This is a genomic window from Pseudomonas sp. B20 (genome assembly GCF_020515755.1).
Lineage (GTDB): Bacteria > Pseudomonadota > Gammaproteobacteria > Pseudomonadales > Pseudomonadaceae > Aquipseudomonas > Aquipseudomonas syringae.
The window spans coordinates 77,839-100,345 of the sequence record NZ_JAHPJG010000010.1; the positions used below are offsets into that span (position 1 = coordinate 77,839).

Below are 22,507 nucleotides of genomic sequence, written 5' to 3' on the forward strand. Positions count from 1 at the left end.
ACGTTATGCAGTTCCATCAAGCACCGCAATCGCAATTGCCGCTGTTCGAGGCGTTTCTGGCTCAGCCCATCGCCCCGCTGCTCACAGATGCAGTCGAAACGCCATGGGGCGGTGAACCAGAGCCCTTCAGTGAACTGTCATTGCGAGGTGCCGCTGGGAACTGCCTCAACCTTCTGGCGCCCATCCTTCGGGAACTGAGCGAGGAACTGGATGCGCGCTGGCTGACACTGATCGCACCGCCATCCAGCCTGACGCAGACATGGCTACGCGATGCCGGGCTGAACAGGGAGCGGATTCTTCTTCTGCAGCCACGCGGCACGCAAAGCGTACTGGAGCTGACTCGCGAAGCACTTCGACTGGGCCGTAGCCATACGGTGGTGAGCTGGATCAACCCGCTGGGCGCCATAGCGCGTCAGCAATTGATCAGTGCAGCAAAAATCGGGGAAGCGCAAAGCCTGAACATCCGGCTGGGCTGAGACCCAGCCCTCGATCAGTGAAGAACGTGAGGCACATCATCCTTTTCGACTTCGCCTTCAGCCAGGCGGCCAGCCATCTGCACACCCACACTCAACATGGCTTTGGCGACTTCGACATGCTGACCTTGCATGAACGCTTTGGCATCCGCAGAAAAATCAAGCGTTACCAAAGAACCCTCGTCATCGGCACGACGCAGCTCGATACGTCCGTCAGGTAGTTCGACAATTTCCAGGAAAGAGGTAGGCATTGGTACAGTTACTCCGCGATAAGCCGGCATTGTAACAGCCTGCCAGCCCTTACTTCATTGGTTTTCAGCACTCGCTCAGGCCTTCACGAAAACGGATGGCCAACCCTTTGAGTTGTTGACGCCAATTTTCGAGCTCTTCACGTGAGAGTTCAGACTCCAGCTCGGCGTCCAGGTTCACTGCCTGTATCATCGGCTGCGTAACATCACCCTTGAGCTTTTTCGGCGCACGCGGTGGCTCATACAACGCGTTATAGGCCGCCAGTAATTGCGCAAGCCACGTCTGGCGACTCTGGGCGAGTTCTACCAGCTCGGCCATTTCGGGAATGGCGATGGCGTTCAGCACTTCCTGCGTCAACAATTCTTCCGCACGGCGCGCACCGGCTTGCGGCAGACGGTAATAGCCGGCGATCTCGTGACACAGGCCCAACAGCGCACCATACAGATGAAACAGTGCTGACTCGCGCTCTGCCTGCAACAACGCAGGAGAGTTCACCGCCTGCCCCTTCTCCGCCCTGCCCAACGCTTCGAGCGAGAGCCCTGCGAAATAGATTTTCTGGTTGGTACGGGTATAGAGCTCATGAGCCATGGCGACACTCTCCATAACGATGGGATAGAGAACAGCATAGCCTGCGGCGCCTGGACAGTACGGCGAAACAGGCGAACGCCTATCGAAAACAGCGCCCGGCTCACGTGAGCCAGGCGCTTGCGATCAACGCTTGTCTTCAACCTTCCATGCGCTGCCGTCGTAGAACGCACGCCAGCCGGTAGGCTTGCCTTCTACTTCGGTCTGGACATATTGCTCTTTGGTCTTGCGGCTGTAGCGGATCACTGCTGGACGACCGTCCGGATCCTTCTTCGGCGCTTCGCAAAGGAAGTGATACTTGGGATCGATTTCGTCCTTGTGCGGAGCGATTTCGATGACCAGCGGTGCGCGGGTTTCGCGATTCTTCGGGAACTGGCTGGCGGCCAGGAACAGGCCCGAAGCCCCATCACGCAGGATGTAGGTATCGTCAACCTTGTCGCACTTGAGCTCCGGCATTTTTACCGGGTCCATCTTCGGCGGCGCCGCGTCACCGCTTTTCAGCAGTTTGCGGGTGTTCTTGCAATCCGGATTGGTGCAGCCGAAGAACTTGCCGAAACGGCCGGTCTTGAGCTGCATCTCGCTGCCACACTTGTCACATTCCAGGCTCGGACCTTCATAGCCTTTGATGCGGTAAGTGCCTTCCTCGATCTCGTAACCCGTGCAATCAGGGTTATTGCCGCAGATATGCAGCTTGTGCTTCTCGTCCAGCAGGTAGGCGTCCATCGCCGTGCTGCAGATCGGGCAGCGATGCTTGCCGCGCAGAACCCGCGACTCGGACTCACCCTCATCATCGTCGGCAATTTCGTCGCCAGGAGTCAGATTGACGGTCGCCTTGCAGCGTTCCTTGGGTGGCAGGCTGTAACCGGAGCAACCCAGGAAAACGCCCGTCGAGGCGGTACGGATCTGCATTGGACGACCGCACACCTTGCACGGGATATCGGTCATCACCGGCTGGTTGGCGCGCATGCCGCCATCGGCAGCCTCGGCCACGTCGAGCTTTTTGCGGAAATCGCCGTAGAACTCGTCCAGCACGTTTTTCCAGTCGCGCTCACCCTGGGCCACGTCGTCGAGGTTCTCTTCCATCCCCGCGGTAAAGCCATAGTCCATCAGATTGGAAAAGCTTTCGGACAGACGTCCGGTGACGATGTCGCCCATCTTTTCCGAGTAGAAGCGGCGGTTATGCAACGCCACGTAGCCACGGTCCTGGATGGTCGAAATGATCGCTGCATAAGTCGACGGACGGCCGATGCCACGTTTTTCCATCTCCTTGACCAGGCTCGCTTCCGAGTAACGCGCAGGCGGCTTGGTGAAGTGCTGGCTCGGGTCGATCTTGTTCAGTTTCAGGGTCTCGCCCTGCGCCATGTCCGGCAGAACATCGTCATCGCCCGGCTTGGCCATCTGCGGCAGCGCGCGGGTATAACCGTCGAATTTCAGGATGCGGCCCTTGGCACGCAGCTCGAAATCGCTCGCGGCGACCGTGACGGTGGTCGACAGGTATTGCGCAGGCAGCATCTGGCAGGCCACGAACTGACGCCAGATCAACTCGTAAAGCCGCTCGGCGTCACGCTCCATCCCGGTCAGTTTGCTCGGATGAGTGTTGACGTCGGAAGGACGAATCGCTTCGTGCGCTTCTTGCGCGCCTTCCTTGCTGCTGTAGACGTTAGGCGACTCCGGCAGGTACTTCTTGCCGAATTCGGTTTCGATGTAGTCACGCGCCATGCTGACGGCATCAGCCGACAGGTTGGTCGAGTCGGTACGCATGTAAGTGATGTAGCCCGCTTCGTACAAGCGCTGAGCCATCATCATGGTCTTCTTCACGCCGAAGCCCAGACGATTGCTCGCCGCCTGCTGCAGGGTCGAGGTGATGAACGGCGCCGATGGCTTGCTGCTGGTCGGCTTGTCTTCACGCTTGACGATGCTGTAGCTGGACGCCTTGAGCTTTTCAAGGGCGGCCATGGCCTGGGTTTCATTCAGCGGCTTGAACGCTTCGCCGTTTTCACGCGCCACTTCGAAACGCACATTGGCGCCCTTGGCGGTGCCCAGATCGGCATGGATCTCCCAGTATTCCTCAGGGTTGAACGCACGGATTTCACGTTCGCGTTCGACCACCAGTTTTACTGCGACCGACTGCACACGTCCGGCGGACAAGCCGCGGGCGACCTTCTGCCAGAGCAGTGGCGAGACCATGTAGCCGACGACGCGGTCGAGGAAGCGACGCGCCTGCTGTGCGTTGACCCGGGCAATATCCAGTTCGCCTGGCTTGGAAAACGCTTCCTGAATGGCTTTCTTGGTGATTTCGTTGAACACCACGCGCTTGTAACGGCTGTCATCCCCACCGATGGCTTCGCGCAGGTGCCAGGCAATGGCTTCCCCTTCGCGGTCCAAGTCCGTCGCGAGATAGATGATGTCGGCATCCTTGGCGAGCTTGCGCAGCTCTTCAATGACCTTTTCCTTGCCGGGGAGGATCTCGTACTTGGCTTTCCAGCCGTGTTCCGGATCGACTCCCATGCGCGAGACCAGCTGGCGTTGCGCCTTTTCTTTCGGCGTCAGTACCGGGCCTTCGCCCGCAGCAGCCTTGCCACGCTTGGCGGCAGGATCTTTGGCGGCACTCGCCGAACCGCTGGTGGGCAGGTCTCGGATATGGCCGATACTCGACTTCACCACGTACTGGTTGCCCAAATACTTGTTGATGGTCTTGGCCTTAGCCGGGGATTCCACGATGACCAGCGATTTGCCCATGGATCAGAAAATTCCTGAATACTAGATGAAAGACAGTGAGGAGCTTGTAAAGGCCACGCTATATATAGTGGCTACAAGGTGAGGTCAAGCACAGCCTGTTGTGCAATCGCCTCTCACGTTCGGGAAAACAGGCTGGGTTCAGCCTCAACCAGAGCAAAGCGCGGGACGTGCTCGCCGTCAACCTCGACCGACTCCAGAAACATGCTCAAGGGACGTACCCACATGCCGAAATCGCCGTACAAAGCCTGATAAAACACGACTTCCTCTTCGGTTTCGGAATGTTTTGCAACGCTGAAAACCCGGTAGTGCGGCCCCTTGTAATGGCGATAGAGCCCTGGTTGCAGTTGCATGTTGCGGTCCCCTTGTAACACGTCCAAAAAATTTGCCTGAAACCATTTTTTCAAAAAACAAAAGCCGGGGCACCAAGCCCCGGCTCGCATCACACTCGGGAATCAGACGCGTTCGAAAACGGTCGCGATGCCCTGACCCAGACCAATACACATGGTCGACACACCGAAGGTGCCGCCATTTTGCTTCATGACATTGAGCAAAGTGCCGGAGATGCGTGCACCGGAACACCCGAAAGGATGCCCAAGAGCGATGGCGCCGCCGTGCAGGTTAACCTTCTCGTTCATCTTGTCGAGCACTTTCAAATCTTTCAACACCGGCAAGGCCTGTGCAGCGAAGGCTTCGTTGAGCTCGAAGAAGTCGATATCGGCAATACTCAGGCCGGCGCGCTTGAGCGCTTTCTGGGTGGCTGGAACCGGACCATAGCCCATGATTGCGGGGTCGACGCCGGCCACCGCCATCGAACGGATCACCGCCAGCGGCTGGATGCCGAGGTCCTGGGCACGCTGGGCCGACATGACGATCATGCACGACGCACCGTCAGTGATCTGCGAGGACGTACCGGCAGTCACGGTGCCACCTTTTGGATTGAACGCAGGCTTGAGTGCCGCCAGACTTTCCAGGGTGGTGTCCGGACGGATGGTTTCATCGTAGTCGAAGACCTTGAGGAAACCGTTCTCGTCATAGCCCTGCATCGGGATGATTTCGTCCTTGAACTTGCCTTCCAGCGTCGCCTTGTGCGCCAACTGGTGGGAACGCAGACCGAACGCGTCCTGCTGCTCGCGGGTGATGCCGTGCATTTTTCCGAGCATTTCGGCGGTCAGGCCCATCATGCCGGAGGCCTTGGCAGCGTGCAGGGACATGTGCGGGTTCGGGTCAACACCATGCATCATGCTGACATGGCCCATGTGCTCGACGCCGCCGATGACGAACACATCACCGTTGTTGGTCATGATTGCCTGAGCAGCCGTGTGCAGCGCGCTCATGGACGAACCACAAAGACGGCTTACCGTCTGGGCGGCCGAGGTGTGCGGGATCTGGGTCAGCAATGACGCCATGCGCGCGATGTTCCAGCCCTGCTCCAGGGTCTGGTTGACGCAACCCCAGATCACGTCCTCGACTTCAGCCGGGTCGACCTTGTTGTTGCGCTCGAGCAATTTGCTGATCAGGTGCGCGGACATATCTTCGGCGCGGGTGTTGCGGTGCATGCCGCCCTTGGAGCGGCCCATCGGGGTGCGACCGAAGTCGACAATCACGACGTCTCTTGGATTAAGGCTCATTGGTTCATTCCTCGGAAGACGCTTGACCGAAGAAGCTCTGGCCATTGGCGGCCATCTCACGCAGCTTCGCGGTCGGTTGATACAGGGCACCCAGTTCGGCGTATTGGTCAGCCAGGGCAACGAATTCGGCAACACCGATGGAATCGATGTAGCGCAGCGCGCCGCCACGGAACGGAGGGAAACCGATACCGTAGATCAGGCCCATGTCAGCCTCGGCAGCGGTTTCGACAATGCCGTCTTCCAGGCAGCGGACCGTTTCCAGGCACAGCGGGATCATCATCCAGTTAACGATGTCTTCATCGCTGACTTCGCGCTGCTCGTAGACAATCGGCTTGAGCACATCCAGCACTGCCGGGTCATTGACCTTCTTGGGCTTGCCCTTCTTGTCGGTCTCGTACGCGTAGAAACCCTTGCCGTTCTTCTGCCCGAGGCGCTTGGCGTCGTACAGAGCATCGATCGCAGAGCGACGATCATCTTTCATGCGATCAGGGAAACCTTCGGCCATGACGTCACGACCGTGGTGGCCGGTGTCGATACCGACCACGTCCATCAGGTAGGCAGGGCCCATCGGCCAGCCGAATTTCTCCATGACCTTGTCGATGCGCACAAAATCCACGCCCGCACTGACCAGTCTGGCGAAACCACCGAAATACGGGAACAGCACGCGGTTGACCAGAAAGCCCGGGCAGTCGTTGACCACGATCGGGTTCTTGCCCATTTTCTTGGCGTAGGCAACGGTCGTGGCGACCGCTTCTTCACTGGATTTCTCGCCACGGATCACTTCCACCAGCGGCATCATGTGCACCGGGTTGAAGAAGTGCATGCCGACGAAATTTTCCGGGCGCTTGAGGGCCTGGGCCAGCAGGCTGATCGAGATGGTCGAGGTGTTGGACGCCAGAATGGTGTTTTCACCCACGTTGGCTTCGACTTCGGCCAGTACCGCCTGCTTGACCTTGGGGTTCTCGACGACTGCTTCGACGACCAGATCGACATTGCCGAAATCGCCGTAGGACAGCGTAGGACGAATGGCGTTAAGCGCTTCGGCCATCTTCGCTGCGGTCAGACGACCTTTCTCCAGGCGACCGCCAAGCAGTTTGGACGCTTCGTTCAGACCCAGTTGAATGGCTTCTTCGCGGATATCCTTCATCAGGATCGGCGTGCCTTTGACTGCCGACTGATAGGCGATGCCGCCGCCCATGATCCCGGCGCCCAGCACGGCCGCCTGCTTCACGTCCTTGGCAATCTTGTCGTAGCCCTTGGCTTTCTTTTTCAGTTCCTGATCGTTCAGGAACAGGCCGATCAGACTCTGCGCGGCAGCAGTCTTGGCCATTTTCACGAAACCGGCGGCTTCGATCTCCAGCGCCTTGTCACGACCGAAGTTGGCGGCTTTCTGGATGGTCTTGATGGCTTCGACCGGGGCCGGATAGTTCGGGCCGGCCTGACCTGCGACGAAGCCCTTGGCGGTTTCGAATGCCATCATCTGTTCGATGGCATTGAGCTTGAGCTTGTCCAGCTTCGGCTGACGCTTGGCCTTGTAATCGAACTCGCCGGAAATGGCGCGCTGGATCAAATCAAGGGCGGCGGCCTGCAGCTTGTCGGGCGCTACCACTGCGTCCACGGCACCGACCTTGAGAGCGTCTTCCGCAGCGTTTTCCTTACCCGAGGCAATCCACTCGATTGCGTTGTCGGCACCAATGATGCGTGGCAGACGCACGGTGCCGCCGAAACCCGGGTACAGGCCCAGCTTGACCTCGGGCAGACCGACGCGAGCGCTGCTGGCCATGACTCGATAGTCTGCGGCCAGGCACATTTCCAGACCGCCGCCCAACGCGATACCGTTGATTGCCACGACAGTCGGCACGTTCAGGTCTTCGAAATCACTGAAAATTCTGTTCGCTTCCAGATTGCCGGCGACCAGCTCAGCTTCCGGCAACTTGAAGTTGTCGACGAACTCGGTGATATCGGCGCCGACAATGAATGAATCTTTGCCACTGGTGACGATCACGCCCTTGATCGATGCGTCGGCCTTGACCGCATCGACTGCCTGACGGAACTCATTGAGAGTGAGACGGTTGAACTTGTTGACGGACTCACCCTTGAGGTCGAAATTCAATTCGACGATGCCACTTTCAAGAGCCTTAACCGTGATGGCTTTACCTTCGTAAATCATCAACTGATCTCCACAATATGGAAGCTGAACAATACCCGCCGGACCTCAATGTCCGATGGGGCTACGACGTCGCCGTCGATGAACACGCCAAATCACACGCTTACCGCCGCGACGTGGTAGTCGGGATTCTGTCAGAGCCCTCTGACGACCAAACGCTCATTTCATACGCCCGTTTGATTTGGGTACGCACACCATCAGGCATAACCACACGATTGTCAATTCGACAAAACGCCTGAAAATCCACGTTTTAACAGGAGCACGCGCAGGCTTCATAATGCCCACGAAGACCTGCGATCCTCCATCATTCGCAGTAATGATAGTGGCCATTCGAATGGCCTGCAGCTACTGCATCGCGCACGCCGTAATACGCCGCCACGCAAGGCCTGGCGTGCTTCTGCATGACGATAGCCGCGACACGTGACATTCGATAGGCGCCGCGAACAATCAGCCAGGAACGCACCGCACGAGGGCACGCGCAAAAAATATTTGCAGAAATCGCGACAAAAAGGAGCAAAAGGTCTAGAGTCGCAGCACTGCGCCACAAGAGGCTCGCAATGCAGCTGATTTGCGGGTGCGCAACAGCGAAAGCCGACATGGCGGCGAAAGCCTGTCGGCACGCGACGAATTATCGGCCTGCCTGGCCAACCCCGGCCCGATGTTGTTATCGGGCTTTTTAATGCCTGCGATTCAGGGTCAGGCCAGCGCCTTGAGCAGCGCATCAATACGCTGTAACACTTCTGCCTCGCCCCGCTCCGCCCAGTACACCGCAATCAGCTGCCCGTCAGCCTCGACCTTGTAGGCATCCACGGGCAGCGTTTCCAGATGAGGCAGCAGCTTCGCGTCTTCACAAGGCTCGCGCCAGCGGTTGCGCCACACGCCCGGCTCGCTTTGCCAGTACATCCAGGCATCTGCATGCGAGCCCAGACGCGGGCGATGGTACTGCGCGCAAGGGCTGGGCGGCTCCTTGCTCAGCCAGTGCGGCCATTCCTGCGGGGTCAGTTGCATGCCCATGCCCAGGCGCCGCGCCTGCATGCGCAACGCCATCCTGCCGCTCTGCTGGCGCGAGGGACGTAACCACACCAGTGGACTCAACATCACACCAATGATTGACAGGACTATCCAGACCGTCATATTTCTTGCCCCCAGCCGATTTCAGGCTCTTTACAACATTCTAGAAAACAATGACTTGCACATGGGTCTGCCCAGATGCGAACGAAAGAGCCATACTCCCATCATTGCAATTCTCCCGGAGGACACCCTCATGCCATACAAACACATTCTGGTTGCCATCGACCTCACCGATGAGTGTGACCCGGTCATACGTCGCGCCAGCGGGCTGGCCAAGGCCAGCGGGGCAAAACTGTCGGTCGTGCACATCGTCGAACCGATCGCCATGGCGTTCGGCGGCGACGTGCCGATGGACCTTTCACAGTTGCAACAGCAACAGATCGATCAGGCCAGGCAGAAGCTAGCAAAGCTGGAGGACAAGTATCCGGAACTGGAGAACAGCAAAAGCCACATGGTGTTCGGCCAGCCACGCCAGGAAATCCACAAGCTGGCCAAGAGCGAAGCGTGCGATCTGATCGTTGTCGGCAGCCATGGCCGTCACGGCCTGGCCCTGCTGCTCGGCTCGACAGCCAACGACGTTCTGCACGGCGCACCGTGCGATGTGCTGGCGGTGAGCCTCAAGAAACCCGAGTAAGCTGACCCGCTACAGCGAAAAGCCCGGTCAACCCGGGCTTTTCTGCATGTCAGGAACGCGCCGGACTATCACTCGTCCAGTTCGGCCCAACGCTCCAGCAGCTTGTCCAGCTCGGCCTGCAGGTTTTCCAGCTGCGCCAGCACGGCTGCAGTCTGCTCCGCCGAGCGCTGGTAGAAGCCCGGCTCGGCCATTTCCGCGTTCAGCGCGGCCATCTTGCCTTCGACTTCATCGATCTGCGCAGGCAACGCCTCCAGTTCGCGCTGAAGCTTGTAGCTGAGCTTCTTCTTAGCCACCGGCATGTCCTGAGCGGCGACCGGTGCGGCCTGCACCACAGCGCTGGCCAGCTCGGCCTTGCCCGACTTGGTGTCGGCGACGCCCAGCAGACGCGGCGAACCGCCCTGACGCAGCCAGTCCTGATAACCCCCCACGTATTCGCGAACCTTGCCCTCGCCTTCGAACACCAGGGTGCTGGTGACGACGTTGTCGAGGAATGCCCGGTCGTGACTGACCATCAGCACGGTGCCCTTGAAGGTCAGCAGAACCTCTTCGAGCAGCTCCAGAGTTTCGACGTCCAGGTCGTTGGTCGGTTCGTCGAGCACCAGCAGGTTGGCTGGCTTGCTGAACAGCTTGGCCAGCAACAGACGGGCACGCTCGCCACCGGACAGCGCCTTGACCGGCGTGCGGGCACGCTGCGGGCTGAACAGGAAGTCGCCGAGATAGCTCAACACATGACGGCTCTGGCCGTCGATGTCGATGAAATCACGTCCCTCGGCAACGTTGTCGATTACGGTCTTTTCCAGATCGAGCTGGTGACGCAACTGATCGAAATAGGCCACATCCAGACGAGTGCCGACTTCAACCTTGCCGCCGGTCGGCTGCAGGTTGTCGAGCATCAGCTTGAGCAGCGTGGTCTTGCCGGTACCGTTGGCGCCGAGCAGACCGATACGGTCCTCGCGCTGCAGGACCATGGAGAAATCCTTGATCAGGGTCGGCCCGCCCGGGTGGGCGAAGCTGACGTTATCGAGCACCATGACCTGCTTGCCGGATTTCTCGGCAGTGTCGAGCTGAATGTTGGCCTTGCCGGTACGCTCACGGCGCTCGCTGCGCTCTACACGCAGCTCCTTGAGCGCACGCACGCGACCTTCGTTACGGGTACGACGCGCCTTGATGCCCTGGCGGATCCAGACTTCTTCCTGAGCCAGACGCTTATCGAACAGTGCGTTGGCGGTCTCTTCGGCAGCCAGCGCGGCTTCCTTGTGGACCAGGAAACTGGCGTAGTCGCCATCCCAGTCGATCAGGCCGCCGCGGTCCAGCTCAAGGATGCGGGTCGCAAGGTTTTGCAGGAATGCCCGGTCGTGCGTGATAAACAGCACTGCACCCTGGAAATCCTTGAGGGCTTCTTCAAGCCAGGCGATGGCGCCGATATCCAGGTGGTTGGTCGGCTCGTCGAGCAACAGCAGGTCCGGCTCGGACACCAGCGCCTGGGCCAGCAGAACACGGCGACGCCAGCCACCGGACAATTCGGCCAGGGTCTTGTCGGCAGGCAGCTGCAAGCGGCTGAGCGTGCTGTCGACCAACTGCTGCAGGCGCCACCCATCACGGGCTTCAAGGTCCTGCTGAACATGCATCAGCTTGTTCAGGTCTTCCTCGGTGACGCAGTTCTGCGCCAAGTGGTGGTACTCGGCCAGCAAGGCACCGACGCCATCCAGACCTTCGGCAACCACGTCGAACACCGTCCGTCCGTCGGCTACCGGCAATTCCTGGGGCAATTCGCCGATCTTGAGCCCTGGCGCGCGCCAGACGGCTCCTTCATCAGGCTTCTGAACGCCTCTTACCAGCTTCAACATGCTGGATTTGCCTGTGCCGTTACGGCCGATGATGCACACCCGCTCGCCACGGGCGATCTGCCAGGACACCTTGTCCAATAACGGCATGGCGCCGAAAGCAAGGGACACATCGCTGAATTTGAGCAGGGTCATGAGCTTCTCCAAAAACCGGGCGCGCATTCTACCTGAGATAGCAGGCAGATGTCGGCATTCGTGGCACCGCCCCGCGCCTCGACAAGACTTTATGACCGCCAATTATTTCCATATGAGACAAGCTCGTCGGCAATGCTTTCACCAAGAGCTGGCAAAAGGCTAAGCTAGCAATACTTTTCACCGACTCATCTGCTCGGAAGTCTCATGCGCAGTCGTTTGTTCAGCTTTTTATCGTGCCTGCTCCTCTCCGCCACCGCCGTCCAGACTGCTCATGCGGTAGACCTCAACCAACAACGCAAGTATTACGACGAAGCAAAGCGCGCACTGGCCAAGGGCGATTCCGGCCCCTACCAGATGTACGCCACGGCCCTGGCCGACTATCCGCTGGAGCCTTACCTCGAATACGACGAACTGACGGCGCGCCTGAAAACGGCAAGCAATCCCGAAATCGAGAAGTTTCTTGCCGAGCACGGCGACCTGCCGCAAGCCAATTGGATGAAGCTGCGCTGGTTGCGCTGGCTGGCCGAGCGTGGCGACTGGCAAACCTTCGTCAAGTATTACGACCCGAAGATGAAGTTCGTCGAACTGGACTGCCTGTACGGGCAGTATCAGTTGAACAGCAACAAGCGCGCCGAAGGTTTCGCCAGTGCCGAAAAGCTCTGGATGACCGGCAAGACATTACCCGCGGCCTGTGACGGTTTCTTTGCCCAATGGGCGGCGGCCGGCCAGTTGACCGAACAGAAGCGCTGGCAGCGCGCCAAGCTGGCGGCGCAGACGCGCAATTACAGCCTGGCCAGCACGCTGGTGGACAGCCTCAACTCGCTGGCACCGCAAGGACGCCTGCTGCTGGCTGTCGCGCAGAAACCGGAGATGGTCAACAACCCGGCGCAATTTGCCCCGGTAGACGAAGCGATGTCCGACGTGGTCGGTCTCGGCCTGCGCCGGCTCGCCAAGCAGGACCCGCAGAAAGCCCTGTCGATGCTCGATGGCTATGCCGCGACCATGCATTTCTCCCGCGAAGAGCAGGTCGAGATTGCCAAGGAAATCGGCCTGACCCTGGCACGTCGTTATGACGACCGCGCGCTGGAGGTCATGACCAAATACGACCCCGAATTGCGTGACGACACCGTGACCGAGTGGCGCCTGCGCCTGCTGCTGCGTCTGGGTCGCTGGGAAGATGCCTATGAGCTCGCGCGTCGACTGCCCAAGGATCTGGCAGCGACCAATCGCTGGCGTTACTGGGAAGCCCGCTCTCTGGAACTGGCGCAACCCAACAGCCCGCTGATTGCCGCACTGTACAAGGATGTCGCCAAGGAGCGTGACTTCTACGGCTTTCTGGCTGCCGACCGCACCCAGAGCCCGTACCAGCTCAACAACAAGCCCCTGGTGCTGAGCCAGGCGCTGATCAACAAGGTACGCAACACGCCGGGCGTGCGTCGCGCACTGGAGTTTCACGATCGCGGCGAGATCGTCAACGGTCGACGCGAGTGGTATCACGTGAGCCGCCTGTTCAATCGTGACGAGATGGTTGCCCAGGCCAAGCTGGCCTACGACATGCAATGGTATTTCCCGGCAATCCGTACCATCAGCCAGGCGCAATACTGGGACGATCTGGATATTCGCTTCCCGATGGCGCACCGCGACACGCTGGTACGCGAAGCCAAGGTGCGTGGCCTGCATTCGAGCTGGGTGTTCGCCATCACGCGTCAGGAAAGCGCCTTCATGGACGATGCTCGCTCGGGCGTCGGTGCCAGCGGGCTGATGCAACTGATGCCTGCCACTGCCAAGGAGACCGCGCGCAAGTACAGCATCCCGCTGGCCTCGCCTCAGCAGGTGCTGGACCCGGACACCAATATCCAGCTGGGTGCCGCCTACCTGAGCTCGGTGCATGCGCAGTTCAACGGTAATCGGGTGCTCGCCTCAGCGGCCTACAACGCCGGCCCGGGCCGTGTGCGCCAATGGCTTAAAGGTGCCAACCATCTGGCCTTCGATGTCTGGGTAGAGAGCATTCCGTTCGATGAAACCCGTCAGTACGTGCAAAACGTATTGTCGTACTCGGTGATCTACGGCCAGAAGCTCAACTCGCCTCAGCCTCTGGTCGACTGGCACGAGCGGTTCTTCGACGACCAGTGACCGGTCGGCAGGAGTGCTGCGCTCAGCACTCCTGCCGGACAACGGCAGTCCCCGCCCCTACTCCAGCACTTCGACGGACATGCCCACTTCAAGCTCGCCCAACCCCTCGTTGGCCACGTTCTGACCGAACAGCACGTTGCCTTCCACTTCCCGATAAGTCTTGAGCGTGGCGAACGGTTCGCGATCTGCACTGCGCTCACCGGTTGCCGGGTCGACAGTGGTCAGGATGCAGCGTGCGCAAGGCGTGAGCAGCTGGAACTCGATGTCGCCGATGCGGATGCGTTTCCAGCCATCCTCGGCAAAGGCCTCGGCCCCTTCGATCACCAGATTGGGTCTGAAGCGCAGCATTTCCATCGGCCTGCCCATGCGCGCTGACAGGTCATCGAGCGATCCCTGGCCGATCAGCAGCAATGGAAAACCATCGGCAAAGCTCACCCGGTCGTTGACCGTCTGATAGCCGCCAGGGATCCAGCGTGCACGCTCTGCCGGCAGATAGACCATACGCGTGGGCTTGCCGATAAACCGGCTGACCCATTCGGCGGCCTCATCGCCCGCATCCGGCACTTGCAGCGAGTCACGCCAGACGGTGACGCCACGCAGATTCAGGTCGATATTCAGCGGAACCGCTACGTCCAGGGGTTCGAAGCCAGGTGCCGAAAGCGTCACGCCGCCACTGGCGTTCCACAATACCGACAGTTGGGACATGTGCGGCAGCGCACGCTGAGTGAAGAACCGGCCATTGCTGGCGTCGACCAGCATCCAGCGTCGATCACCCGCCAACCCCAACGCATCGAACGATGCGCGCTGCATCGACTCGGCCTTGCAGGATTTGAGCGGGAAACGATAGAGCGAGCTGAGACGTAACATGGGCGCCGATTCCTTTGAGGGCTGGATAAGCTTTGCTGCAGACAGCAAAGCTTATCCGATGCCGGAGCCGGCGGCACTCGCGATGAAGAATCGCGCGCGGCGTCAGACAATCATCAAAAGACGTTCGCGCACGACCTCGACCAGCTTGTCGGGCTGGAACTTGGAAAGGAAGTTGTCACAGCCGACCTTCTTGACCATCGATTCGTTGAAGCTGCCGGACAACGAGGTATGCAGGACGATGTACAGACCGCGCAGGCGTGCATCGTTACGAATCTCGGTGGTCAGGCGGTAGCCGTCCATTTCCGGCATTTCCGCATCGGTGAACACCATAAGCAGCTTCTCATGCACGTTCTCGCCTGCATCCGCCCAGGCCTTGAGCATGTTCAGCGCCTTGAGACCATCGCTGGCGACGTGCAGCTTGAGGCCCAACTGAGACAGCGTGTCGCGCAACTGCGCCAGCGCAACCTTGGAGTCGTCGACCAGCAACACTTCGCGGCCACGGGCGTTTTCCAGCACCGGGTCTTCGAGCTTTTCGCGGGACACCTTGGCGTTGTAAGGGACGATCTCGGCGAGTACTTTTTCAACGTCGATGATCTCTACGAGTTGATCATCGACCTTGCTGATCGCGGTCAGGTAATGCTGACGACCGGCGCTGACCGGCGGCGGCATGATGGCGTCCCAGTTCATGTTGACGATGCGGTCGACACCGCCAACCAGAAAGGCCTGAACCGATCGGTTGTATTCGGTGACGATGATCGTGCTGCCTGGGCCCGGGACCAGCGGACGCATGCCGATGGCCTGGGAGAGGTCGATCACCGGAAGGGTCTGGCCGCGCAGGTTGACCACGCCGCACACAAACGAGTGGCGTTGCGGCATGAGGGTCAGCTTGGGTAGCTGCAATACTTCCTGGACCTTGAACACGTTGATCGCAAACAACTGCCGACCGGCAAGGCGAAACATGAGGATTTCCAGGCGATTCTCGCCCACCAGTTGTGTGCGCTGATCTACTGTGTCGAGAATGCCTGCCATTATTAGCTCCTGAAGCGATGGTCACATTGATTCTGTTGAGCCTGTATCGGCTGAAATCAGCCGGACCTTAATGGCGATGAACGGCCACTCTCAAGCATTGATGTCATTTTACCATCATGCTTTACTGATGTCGCTTTCAAGACATGCAAATGCAGCTCCAAACCAGCACCGAAAATGCCTCGGTGCCTCTCTGCGACCAAAATCAGATCCAATATCCGCAAAAAGTCAATCAGGGATAACCTGATATGATCGACATCTAATTGCCACTATTGTGACGGCATTCTCACTACATGAATGGCGTTTGATTTGTGTCCGCGTCCCAATCCTTGCAATCGAGTGGCGCTGGCAACATTCAGAAACGCCCTACATACTTTTGTTTGAAATCGACATTAACTGTCAGCCATTCGCCGCGGGCGGAAGTTCGCTATCCATGATCAGTGGAGACAAAGGATGCTGAGCCACAACGATTGGCAGCACAAGCACGACCAGTTCCTGAGCCTGTCTCAGGCACTTCTGCACAAGTCGGAAGAATGTCTTTCGCATCTGGAGCTGATCCCCAACGATGAGGACGCTACCGGCTGCCTGTTGACCACCCTGCGCAAGCTCGCGCAAGAGGCAGAAGCCGTTCCAGTGCCGTGCATTGCCGATTTTTCCCGTCAGCTGTGCCAGCTGTTGAAAACCGGCGGCCAGGCCAACGAGCTTTCTCAGGAAGCCCTGCTCGCCGTCAAGAACTGCCTGACACTGATGTACTGGCAAGTCGAGCTTCTCGATCCGCATACCGGCGAGCTGACGATGGACGACCACGAACAGCTTGAACTGCTGGAAAAACTGGCCAGCGTCTCCGCGCAATCGGCTTCGCCGAAAGATGCAACCCGCCAATAACACTCGATCACATCCGGCCGTTGAGAGTCACATCGCGATGTCATTGAGGCAGCGTTGTCACGTCAGCATTTTCCGTTCATTGTCTTTATTGCAGCTAACATCCTATTCAAGTATGACCCGAGGCTGCACACACGTTTGAGCGGTCTCATTTGCACAAGAAATCACAATGACCTGCAATCTGTTATTGGTCGACGACCACTCCCTTATCAGAGCCGGCGTGCGAGCGCTGGTTGCAGACATGCCTGGATACACCATCCTGGGCGAAACGGCTGACGGCTCGCAACTGGCGAGTCTCGCGCAGCGCCTCAAGCCCGACATCATCCTGCTCGACATCTGCATGAAAAGCATCGACGGCCTGGATGCACTCAAGCACCTGCTGAAGGTGCAACCGCACTGCAAGGTGTTGATCCTGTCGGCGCAGAATGATCCGGACATGATCATGCGTGCGCTCGACATCGGCGCGCAGGGTTATCTGCTCAAGGACACGACGGCTGCGGAACTCGAACAGGCATTGGAGGCGCTACGTGGCAACGAGCGCTATCTGAGCCCGGCCATTGCTCAGATGGTCATCGAGTGCGCACTGCGCGGTACACCCTCGGACCGGGCCCATGCGGCGAAAGAGCGCTTTCGACTGACCGCTCGGCAACTTGAAATCCTGCGCCTGATCGTGCGCGGCAAGTCCACACGCGAGATCGCCGATGGCCTGGGGCTGAGTGTCAAGACCATCGAGACTCACCGCGCCCAGGTCATGAAACGCCTGCAGATATTCGACGTGGCCGGGTTGGTGCTGTTTTGCGTTCGCGAACGGATTATCAGTCTGGACGACTGAGCTGCGGTGCGCCGCCCAGTAACGGCGAGTCCGCTGGCAGGTGCACCTGAAGCGCGCCCGGCCGGGCCTCGAAACGCAGGTCCTCGCCCGACAGCGGCTCACCGTCCAGATTGATATCCAGGCCTTGGGCGGACTTGAGCTCTACCCAAGGCAAACGCGCGCGAATGAACATATTGTCGATACCCAGCCCGCCCTCCAGAAGGCTCCTCAGCGTGCCGACCACTTCCTGAGGCGCTGGCAGGATGCTGATGTCGAGAAGACCATCATCGGCCATCGCGGTCGGGCACAGCTCGTGTCCACCGCCCGCCTGCCGACCATTGCCGATACCCAGTGCAAGCAGGTCACCGCGCCAATGAAAGTCCGGCCCGTTGAGCTCGCCATGCGCCGCATGCAGCTCGCTGAACCGGGTCAGGCCGGTAAACAGATAGGCAGCACCACCCAGCACCTTCTTCAGGTCCTCGGACGTGTTCGCCGTGACCTGGCTGCCAAACCCGCCGGTCGCCATATTGAGGAACAGCTTGCCGCCGACCTCACCCAGATCGACCGCACGTGGCGCCACGTCCATCAGTTGCAGGGCTTTGGAGACCTCGAGAGGCACGCCGGCCGCACGGGCGAAATCGTTCGCAGTCCCCAACGGCAGAATAGTCAGGCTGGCCTTGGTTTCGGCCAGTGCCAGGGCTTCGGCGATATCGCGCAAGGTGCCGTCGCCACCACCTGCGACAATGTGCCGATGCCCGGCCGCCAGGGCTTCGCTGACCAGGCGCTGGGCATCGCCCGCCTCCCAGGTGAGTCGCACGTCCAGTTCCCAGCCCTGCTTGCGCTTGTCTGCCACTGCGTCACGCACGTCTTCATTGAGCGCCTGTTTACCGTGAAGAATGAGCATTGCCCTGCGTTGTGTCATGACACCTCCTCTGCCGAACCCTACGAATTGAAACCTGCGAGCGACGCTCTTTTCTGTTATCGGCGCCCGCTTACATTTCGCACGACGCATGACTGTGACCCCGGACGGTCGGAAAAAGCCCATCCGATGCGGAAATTTTTTTCACCCTGGCAACCGCTCGTTTTGCCCCGCAGGCACTGGCGAGAGCCACTTAACGGGCGGTCCGGATCAACGCCTGCGTCATGAATGAAGCACTTTTGTACTGTCGCTATTCGTTTCATGAGCTTTACTGACAGCATTACCCTCAACTGAGGGAAATTTCCTTCACAAATGATTGAAAAGGCTTAAATAAAATCCGGTCAGGGACGACATATATAAAGTGATATTCACAAAAGACGATCTGGATCCCTCATCAGCACGATGCGTAACTGGCTACGCTTGGACTCAGTCCACGTAGAAACACCTTTCGGGTGTTGCAGGCAGACAATAGAAAGACGTCCTGAATCAGCAGAATTCAGGCGCATACAGGGAGTAAGGGATTTCTATGAGGTTGCAGCCCGTCGACAGTCTTTCGCTGACCCGCACCAGCCTGGTCGAATACTTTCTTTTCGGCATCCGCCTGGCTCACGGCATCGCCTGCATACTGCCGGGCCTGGTGATCATGCTGCTGATCAAGGATGGCGGCGCGGAAACACAGCAGAGTTACCTGACCATGCTGCTGTTTTTCGGTTTTGTCGGGGTGCTGGTATTTCAGGCCATGGGCGTCTATTCCGAAGCACTGTTCAGCAACGATCTGCGCATGGGCGCGATGGCGCTGGCCTGGACCGCCGCGTTCGGACTGCTGCTGTTCATGCAGCAGGCAATGGGCCTGTTCGGCTACCTGCCACCCGAAGAACTGCTGATCTGGTACCTGACCAGCCTTGCGCTGTTCGGCATCATTCGCCTGCTGCTGCTGACGCTGTTCAAGCATCAGATGCGCAAGGGCGTCTTCCTGCAGCACGCGGTGATTCTGGGCGCCACGGAGAATGGCCAGCGCCTGGCCGAATACCTGCTTGAACATCAGGACATTCGTTCGGGCGTGACCGGTTTTATCGACGACCGTATCGGCCGCATGCCCAAGACCGTGGCCAACCTGCCGTTGCTGGGCAACACCAACGATCTGGAACGACTGATCCGCGAAGAGAAAGTCACTCAAGTGCTGGTCGCCCTGCCGTGGACGGCAGAAAACCGCATGGACTACATCATCCGCGAACTGCGCAGGCTACCGGTCAACGTGCTGCTGGTGCCGGACATGATTGCCTTCCGGCACACCCACAACCGCATCACCGAAGTCGCCCGACTGCCGATGTTCAATGCCTCGGATCTGCCGCTCAGTGGCTGGTCACCGTTCATCAAACGTGCTGAAGACATCGTGCTGTCATCGCTGGCATTGCTGGCGCTGTCACCCTTGATGCTGCTGGTCGCGCTGGCGATCAAGCTCGATTCCCCAGGCCCGGTGTTTTTCCGTCAGAAGCGTTACGGTTACAACAATCGCCTGATCGAAGTGTTCAAGTTCCGCTCCATGCATCAGCACCAGGCCGATGCGACCGCCGAGCGGCAAACCACCCGCGGCGACGCCAGAATCACCCGGGTCGGACGCTTCATTCGCAAGACCAGCCTGGATGAACTGCCCCAGCTGTTCAACGTGGTGGCGGGCAGCATGTCGATGGTCGGGCCGCGCCCGCATGCCACGGCGACCAAGGCTGCCGGGATTCTGTTCGAGCAGGCGGTGAAGGAATACACCTCGCGGCATCGCGTCAAACCAGGCATTACCGGACTGGCGCAGATCAACGGCTATCGGGGCGAAACCGACACTGTTGAAAAAATCGAAAAACGCGTCGAGTTCGACCTTGAGTACATAGAAAACTGGTCCGTCTGGTTCGACCTCTACATCCTTATGCGCACTGTGCCTGCAGTGCTATTCACCCGTGAGGCTTACTGATGAGCACTCTCATTCCCTGCATTATTGCCGGCGGCTCCGGCACTCGCCTGTGGCCGGTTTCGCGTGAAGCCATGCCCAAGCCGTTCATGCGCCTGCCCGATGGCCAGAGCCTGCTGCAGAAGACCTTTCTGCGTGCGGTCGGTCTGCCCGGCGTCGAGCGTCTGCTGACGGTGACCAACAGGGAAGTTTACTTCCGTACGGTGGACGACTACCGCCAGTTGAACAAAGGCAATGCACGCCTGGATTTCATCCTCGAACCCTTCGGCCGCAATACGGCAGCTGCCGTCGCCGCTGCAGCCCTGCATGTCAGCCAGCTGTATGGCGACGAGGCGCAACTGCTGGTGTTGCCTGCCGATCACCTGATCACCGACGTGGCGGAATTCTCCAGAGCGGTGAGCGCCGCACAGAGGCTGGCTGCAGAGGGCTGGCTGGTGACGTTCGGCATTCTGCCGACCGCACCGGAAACCGGTTTCGGCTACATCGAGAAAGGCCCGGCACTCAATGCCGACGCCTGTCAGGTCGCCCGTTTTGTCGAAAAACCCGACGCGATCACTGCACAGGGCTATCTGGACAGCGGTGAGCATTTCTGGAATGCCGGCATGTTCTGCATGCGCGCCGATGCCGTGCTGCGCGAGCTGCGCACGCATGCGCCGGACGTCCTGAGCGCGGTCAGCGCCTGCCTGGAATCGAGCCCGCGCAAGGAAGGCAACCGTGAGCTGCAAGTCGAGCTGGACAGTGAGTCGTTTGCCCTGACACCGGACATTTCCATCGACTACGCGCTGATGGAACGCTCCGAAAAAGTCGCCGTCGTGCCCTGCCAGCTTGGCTGGAGTGATATCGGCTCGTGGCAGGCGGTGCGTGAACTGTCTCCCGGCGATGCTCAAGGCAACTACTGCAATGGCGAAACCGTGCTGCACGACGTCAGCAACTGCTACATCGACTCACCCAAGCGTCTGGTGGGCGCTATCGGCCTGGACAATCTGATCATCATCGACACCCCCGACGCCTTGCTGATCGCCGACGGTCGCCGCAGTCAGGACGTCAAGATCATCGCTCAGGAGCTCAAGCGCCAGGGCCATGATGCCTACCGCCTGCACCGCACAGTCACACGCCCATGGGGTACCTACACCGTTCTCGAAGAGGGCAAGCGTTTCAAGATCAAGCGCATCGTGGTTCGTCCGCAGGCGTCCCTGTCGCTGCAGATGCACCATCACCGCAGCGAACACTGGATCGTGGTCAGCGGCATGGCCCGTGTCACCAATGGCGAGCGTGAGTTCATGCTCGATACCAACGAGTCGACCTTCATCAAGCCGGGCCACACGCATCGTCTGGTCAACCCTGGCGTCATCGATCTGGTGATGATCGAAGTGCAGAGCGGCGAGTACCTGGGCGAAGACGACATTGTGCGTTTTACCGACATTTATGGACGTGTACCCGACAAGGCCGTTAATAGCTGATCGGCGCAGCAACACGCGCCGCTTGATCCACACGGCACGCAATTGACAGCACCCGGAACAGGCATGACCCGCCAACATGAATTTATTACCCGCAAGGGAGCCGTATTTGTGCATGACAGGAGTTCAGGACCAATGAAAAGCATGATGCTGATTGCCAGCTTATTGCTGTTGAGTGCGTGCAATACCCCTTCCAGGGTGGGCCTGCCCGATGACCGTGCGCAAATAGAGGCCGGCCAGGCTGCGGGCCGCGCGCTGGCAGGCAAGCCACTGCCGCCGGAGCGAATCCGCCCAGGCGATACGCTGCGCATCGTGCGCAACAGCGGAGAGGCGCCGTCGATTTCGGCGTTTACCGCCAACTCCATCTATGAACTGACCCTGTTTCAGGTGCTCAACGACGGCACCTTTTCCTATCCTTATATCGGCACCGTCAAGGCCGCAGGCCTGACCCTCCAGCAACTGAACGACCTGCTGGAAAGCAAGCTGCAGAACGTCTACCGCGAGACCGCGCTGACCATCAACATTTCCCAGTCACCGGGCAACACGGTGTTCGTCGGCGGCGCGGTGCGCAACTCGGTCACTTTGCCGGTCAACGTCGCCACCAACCTTGACCAGGCGATTGTCGGCGCGGGCGGCGTGGCGCTCGACGCCGATGCCGGTCAGGTCGCGCTGCTGCGTCAGGAAGAAAACGGCCTCTACAAGACTTACTTCTTCGATTACAGCAAGTTTCTCTGGGCCGGCGGCGCCGGTGGCCCTAGCGCACCGGTCCTGTTGAAACGCGGCGATATCGTGTTCGTTCCCAAATCATCGGTCGGCAACAAGGTTGACGGCGTGTCCCTGTATTTCAACCAGTTGATCCCCTTCGCGAAGTCGATCGGCCTGGGCATGAATTACGAGCTGCGCAACAACAATTAATTGTCAGGGAAA

At 59.3% G+C, this 22,507-nt stretch carries 19 protein-coding genes; 8 read left to right on the top strand and 11 right to left on the bottom strand.

What is annotated here, in order from left to right; genetic code table 11:
- Positions 1–5: 5 nt before the first annotated feature.
- Entirely contained in the window at positions 6–476 is a 471-nt protein-coding gene (gene sulA / locus LIX91_RS12960; RefSeq protein WP_153222053.1) for an SOS-induced cell division inhibitor SulA, read from the top strand.
- Positions 477–490: 14 nt separating this feature from the next.
- Here sulA and LIX91_RS12965 read toward each other — a convergent pair whose 3' ends face one another.
- The 7 genes from LIX91_RS12965 to LIX91_RS12995 all read right to left on the bottom strand — a co-directional run bounded on the left by LIX91_RS12965 (position 491) and on the right by LIX91_RS12995 (position 8,975).
- Positions 491–724 (bottom strand): hypothetical protein, encoded by a 234-nt coding sequence (locus LIX91_RS12965; protein WP_002554102.1) that lies wholly within the window; start codon positions 722–724, stop codon positions 491–493.
- A gap of 64 nt (positions 725–788) precedes the next feature.
- On the bottom strand, positions 789–1,310 hold the full coding sequence (locus tag LIX91_RS12970; protein WP_226488576.1) for a DUF6586 family protein: 522 nt from the start codon (positions 1,308–1,310) through the stop codon (positions 789–791).
- A 123-nt stretch (positions 1,311–1,433) separates the two neighbouring features.
- Positions 1,434–4,046 carry a type I DNA topoisomerase gene (gene topA / locus LIX91_RS12975; RefSeq protein ID WP_003417673.1) on the bottom strand — a complete coding sequence of 871 codons (2,613 nt, stop codon included), beginning with the start codon at positions 4,044–4,046 and terminating at the stop codon, positions 1,434–1,436.
- 113 nt (positions 4,047–4,159) lie between these two features.
- The gene (locus tag LIX91_RS12980; protein WP_003315802.1) at positions 4,160–4,396 is read right to left on the bottom strand and encodes a DUF1653 domain-containing protein; all 237 of its coding nucleotides are present in this window, start codon (positions 4,394–4,396) and stop codon (positions 4,160–4,162) included.
- Positions 4,397–4,498: 102 nt separating this feature from the next.
- Positions 4,499–5,674 carry an acetyl-CoA C-acyltransferase FadA gene (fadA, locus tag LIX91_RS12985; RefSeq protein WP_003417674.1) on the bottom strand — a complete coding sequence of 392 codons (1,176 nt, stop codon included), beginning with the start codon at positions 5,672–5,674 and terminating at the stop codon, positions 4,499–4,501.
- Positions 5,675–5,678: 4 nt separating this feature from the next.
- Entirely contained in the window at positions 5,679–7,844 is a 2,166-nt protein-coding gene (gene fadB / locus LIX91_RS12990; protein ID WP_003417675.1) for a fatty acid oxidation complex subunit alpha FadB, read from the bottom strand.
- A gap of 693 nt (positions 7,845–8,537) precedes the next feature.
- Positions 8,538–8,975: a hypothetical protein gene (locus tag LIX91_RS12995; protein WP_032703029.1), complete on the bottom strand. Its 438-nt coding sequence runs from the start codon at positions 8,973–8,975 to the stop codon at positions 8,538–8,540.
- 130 nt (positions 8,976–9,105) lie between these two features.
- Here LIX91_RS12995 and LIX91_RS13000 point away from each other — a divergent pair, with 130 nt between their 5' ends.
- On the top strand, positions 9,106–9,546 hold the full coding sequence (locus LIX91_RS13000) for a universal stress protein (protein WP_226488577.1): 441 nt from the start codon (positions 9,106–9,108) through the stop codon (positions 9,544–9,546).
- A 68-nt stretch (positions 9,547–9,614) separates the two neighbouring features.
- Here the strand turns inward: LIX91_RS13000 and LIX91_RS13005 are convergent, their stop codons facing one another.
- Entirely contained in the window at positions 9,615–11,525 is a 1,911-nt protein-coding gene (locus tag LIX91_RS13005; RefSeq protein ID WP_003417677.1) for an ATP-binding cassette domain-containing protein, read from the bottom strand.
- Between the two features lie 204 nt (positions 11,526–11,729).
- Between LIX91_RS13005 and LIX91_RS13010 the strand changes: the two genes are divergently transcribed.
- Positions 11,730–13,658: a transglycosylase SLT domain-containing protein gene (locus LIX91_RS13010; RefSeq protein WP_003417678.1), complete on the top strand. Its 1,929-nt coding sequence runs from the start codon at positions 11,730–11,732 to the stop codon at positions 13,656–13,658.
- Between the two features lie 57 nt (positions 13,659–13,715).
- Here LIX91_RS13010 and LIX91_RS13015 read toward each other — a convergent pair whose 3' ends face one another.
- Entirely contained in the window at positions 13,716–14,525 is an 810-nt protein-coding gene (locus LIX91_RS13015; RefSeq protein WP_003412173.1) for an MOSC domain-containing protein, read from the bottom strand.
- 102 nt (positions 14,526–14,627) lie between these two features.
- Positions 14,628–15,554, bottom strand: coding sequence for a chemotaxis protein CheV (locus LIX91_RS13020; RefSeq protein WP_003315817.1), 927 nt, complete (start codon positions 15,552–15,554; stop codon positions 14,628–14,630).
- Between the two features lie 450 nt (positions 15,555–16,004).
- Here LIX91_RS13020 and LIX91_RS13025 point away from each other — a divergent pair, with 450 nt between their 5' ends.
- Positions 16,005–16,436: a hypothetical protein gene (locus LIX91_RS13025; RefSeq protein WP_003412175.1), complete on the top strand. Its 432-nt coding sequence runs from the start codon at positions 16,005–16,007 to the stop codon at positions 16,434–16,436.
- Between the two features lie 166 nt (positions 16,437–16,602).
- The gene (locus LIX91_RS13030; RefSeq protein ID WP_003417679.1) at positions 16,603–17,265 is read left to right on the top strand and encodes a response regulator; all 663 of its coding nucleotides are present in this window, start codon (positions 16,603–16,605) and stop codon (positions 17,263–17,265) included.
- Here LIX91_RS13030 and yegS read toward each other — a convergent pair.
- Positions 17,249–18,166 carry a lipid kinase YegS gene (gene yegS / locus LIX91_RS13035; protein WP_003417680.1) on the bottom strand — a complete coding sequence of 306 codons (918 nt, stop codon included), beginning with the start codon at positions 18,164–18,166 and terminating at the stop codon, positions 17,249–17,251. The genes LIX91_RS13030 and yegS overlap by 17 nt on opposite strands.
- Positions 18,167–18,689: 523 nt before the next feature.
- On the opposite strand from yegS, the gene LIX91_RS13040 reads away from it, so the two are divergent.
- The 3 genes from LIX91_RS13040 (at position 18,690) to LIX91_RS13050 (ending at position 22,495) form a co-directional block, all read left to right on the top strand.
- Positions 18,690–20,126: an undecaprenyl-phosphate glucose phosphotransferase gene (locus LIX91_RS13040; RefSeq protein ID WP_003417681.1), complete on the top strand. Its 1,437-nt coding sequence runs from the start codon at positions 18,690–18,692 to the stop codon at positions 20,124–20,126.
- Entirely contained in the window at positions 20,126–21,583 is a 1,458-nt protein-coding gene (locus tag LIX91_RS13045; protein ID WP_103695735.1) for a mannose-1-phosphate guanylyltransferase/mannose-6-phosphate isomerase, read from the top strand. Before LIX91_RS13040 ends, LIX91_RS13045 begins: the two co-directional genes overlap by 1 nt.
- Before the next feature lie 132 nt (positions 21,584–21,715).
- Positions 21,716–22,495 (top strand): polysaccharide biosynthesis/export family protein, encoded by a 780-nt coding sequence (locus LIX91_RS13050; RefSeq protein WP_003370469.1) that lies wholly within the window; start codon positions 21,716–21,718, stop codon positions 22,493–22,495.
- The last annotated feature ends 12 nt before the right edge of the window (positions 22,496–22,507 follow it).

Bases quoted from the DNA above. Each gene is read 5' to 3' on its own strand.
- yegS (WP_003417680.1), bottom strand. From the start codon at position 18,166: ATGACACAACGCAGGGCAATGCTCATTCTTCACGGTAAACAGGCGCTC.
- LIX91_RS12965 (WP_002554102.1), bottom strand. From the start codon at position 724: ATGCCTACCTCTTTCCTGGAAATTGTCGAACTACCTGACGGACGTATC.
- LIX91_RS13020 (WP_003315817.1), bottom strand. From the start codon at position 15,554: ATGGCAGGCATTCTCGACACAGTAGATCAGCGCACACAACTGGTGGGC.
- LIX91_RS13000 (WP_226488577.1), top strand. From the start codon at position 9,106: ATGCCATACAAACACATTCTGGTTGCCATCGACCTCACCGATGAGTGT.
- LIX91_RS13030 (WP_003417679.1), top strand. From the start codon at position 16,603: ATGACCTGCAATCTGTTATTGGTCGACGACCACTCCCTTATCAGAGCC.
- fadA (WP_003417674.1), bottom strand. From the start codon at position 5,674: ATGAGCCTTAATCCAAGAGACGTCGTGATTGTCGACTTCGGTCGCACC.
- LIX91_RS13045 (WP_103695735.1), top strand. From the start codon at position 20,126: ATGAGCACTCTCATTCCCTGCATTATTGCCGGCGGCTCCGGCACTCGC.
- LIX91_RS13015 (WP_003412173.1), bottom strand. From the start codon at position 14,525: ATGTTACGTCTCAGCTCGCTCTATCGTTTCCCGCTCAAATCCTGCAAG.
- LIX91_RS12970 (WP_226488576.1), bottom strand. From the start codon at position 1,310: ATGGCTCATGAGCTCTATACCCGTACCAACCAGAAAATCTATTTCGCA.
- LIX91_RS13050 (WP_003370469.1), top strand. From the start codon at position 21,716: ATGAAAAGCATGATGCTGATTGCCAGCTTATTGCTGTTGAGTGCGTGC.
- LIX91_RS13005 (WP_003417677.1), bottom strand. From the start codon at position 11,525: ATGACCCTGCTCAAATTCAGCGATGTGTCCCTTGCTTTCGGCGCCATG.
- LIX91_RS13025 (WP_003412175.1), top strand. From the start codon at position 16,005: ATGCTGAGCCACAACGATTGGCAGCACAAGCACGACCAGTTCCTGAGC.
- LIX91_RS13010 (WP_003417678.1), top strand. From the start codon at position 11,730: ATGCGCAGTCGTTTGTTCAGCTTTTTATCGTGCCTGCTCCTCTCCGCC.
- LIX91_RS12980 (WP_003315802.1), bottom strand. From the start codon at position 4,396: ATGCAACTGCAACCAGGGCTCTATCGCCATTACAAGGGGCCGCACTAC.
- topA (WP_003417673.1), bottom strand. From the start codon at position 4,046: ATGGGCAAATCGCTGGTCATCGTGGAATCCCCGGCTAAGGCCAAGACC.
- LIX91_RS13040 (WP_003417681.1), top strand. From the start codon at position 18,690: ATGAGGTTGCAGCCCGTCGACAGTCTTTCGCTGACCCGCACCAGCCTG.
- fadB (WP_003417675.1), bottom strand. From the start codon at position 7,844: ATGATTTACGAAGGTAAAGCCATCACGGTTAAGGCTCTTGAAAGTGGC.
- sulA (WP_153222053.1), top strand. From the start codon at position 6: ATGCAGTTCCATCAAGCACCGCAATCGCAATTGCCGCTGTTCGAGGCG.
- LIX91_RS12995 (WP_032703029.1), bottom strand. From the start codon at position 8,975: ATGACGGTCTGGATAGTCCTGTCAATCATTGGTGTGATGTTGAGTCCA.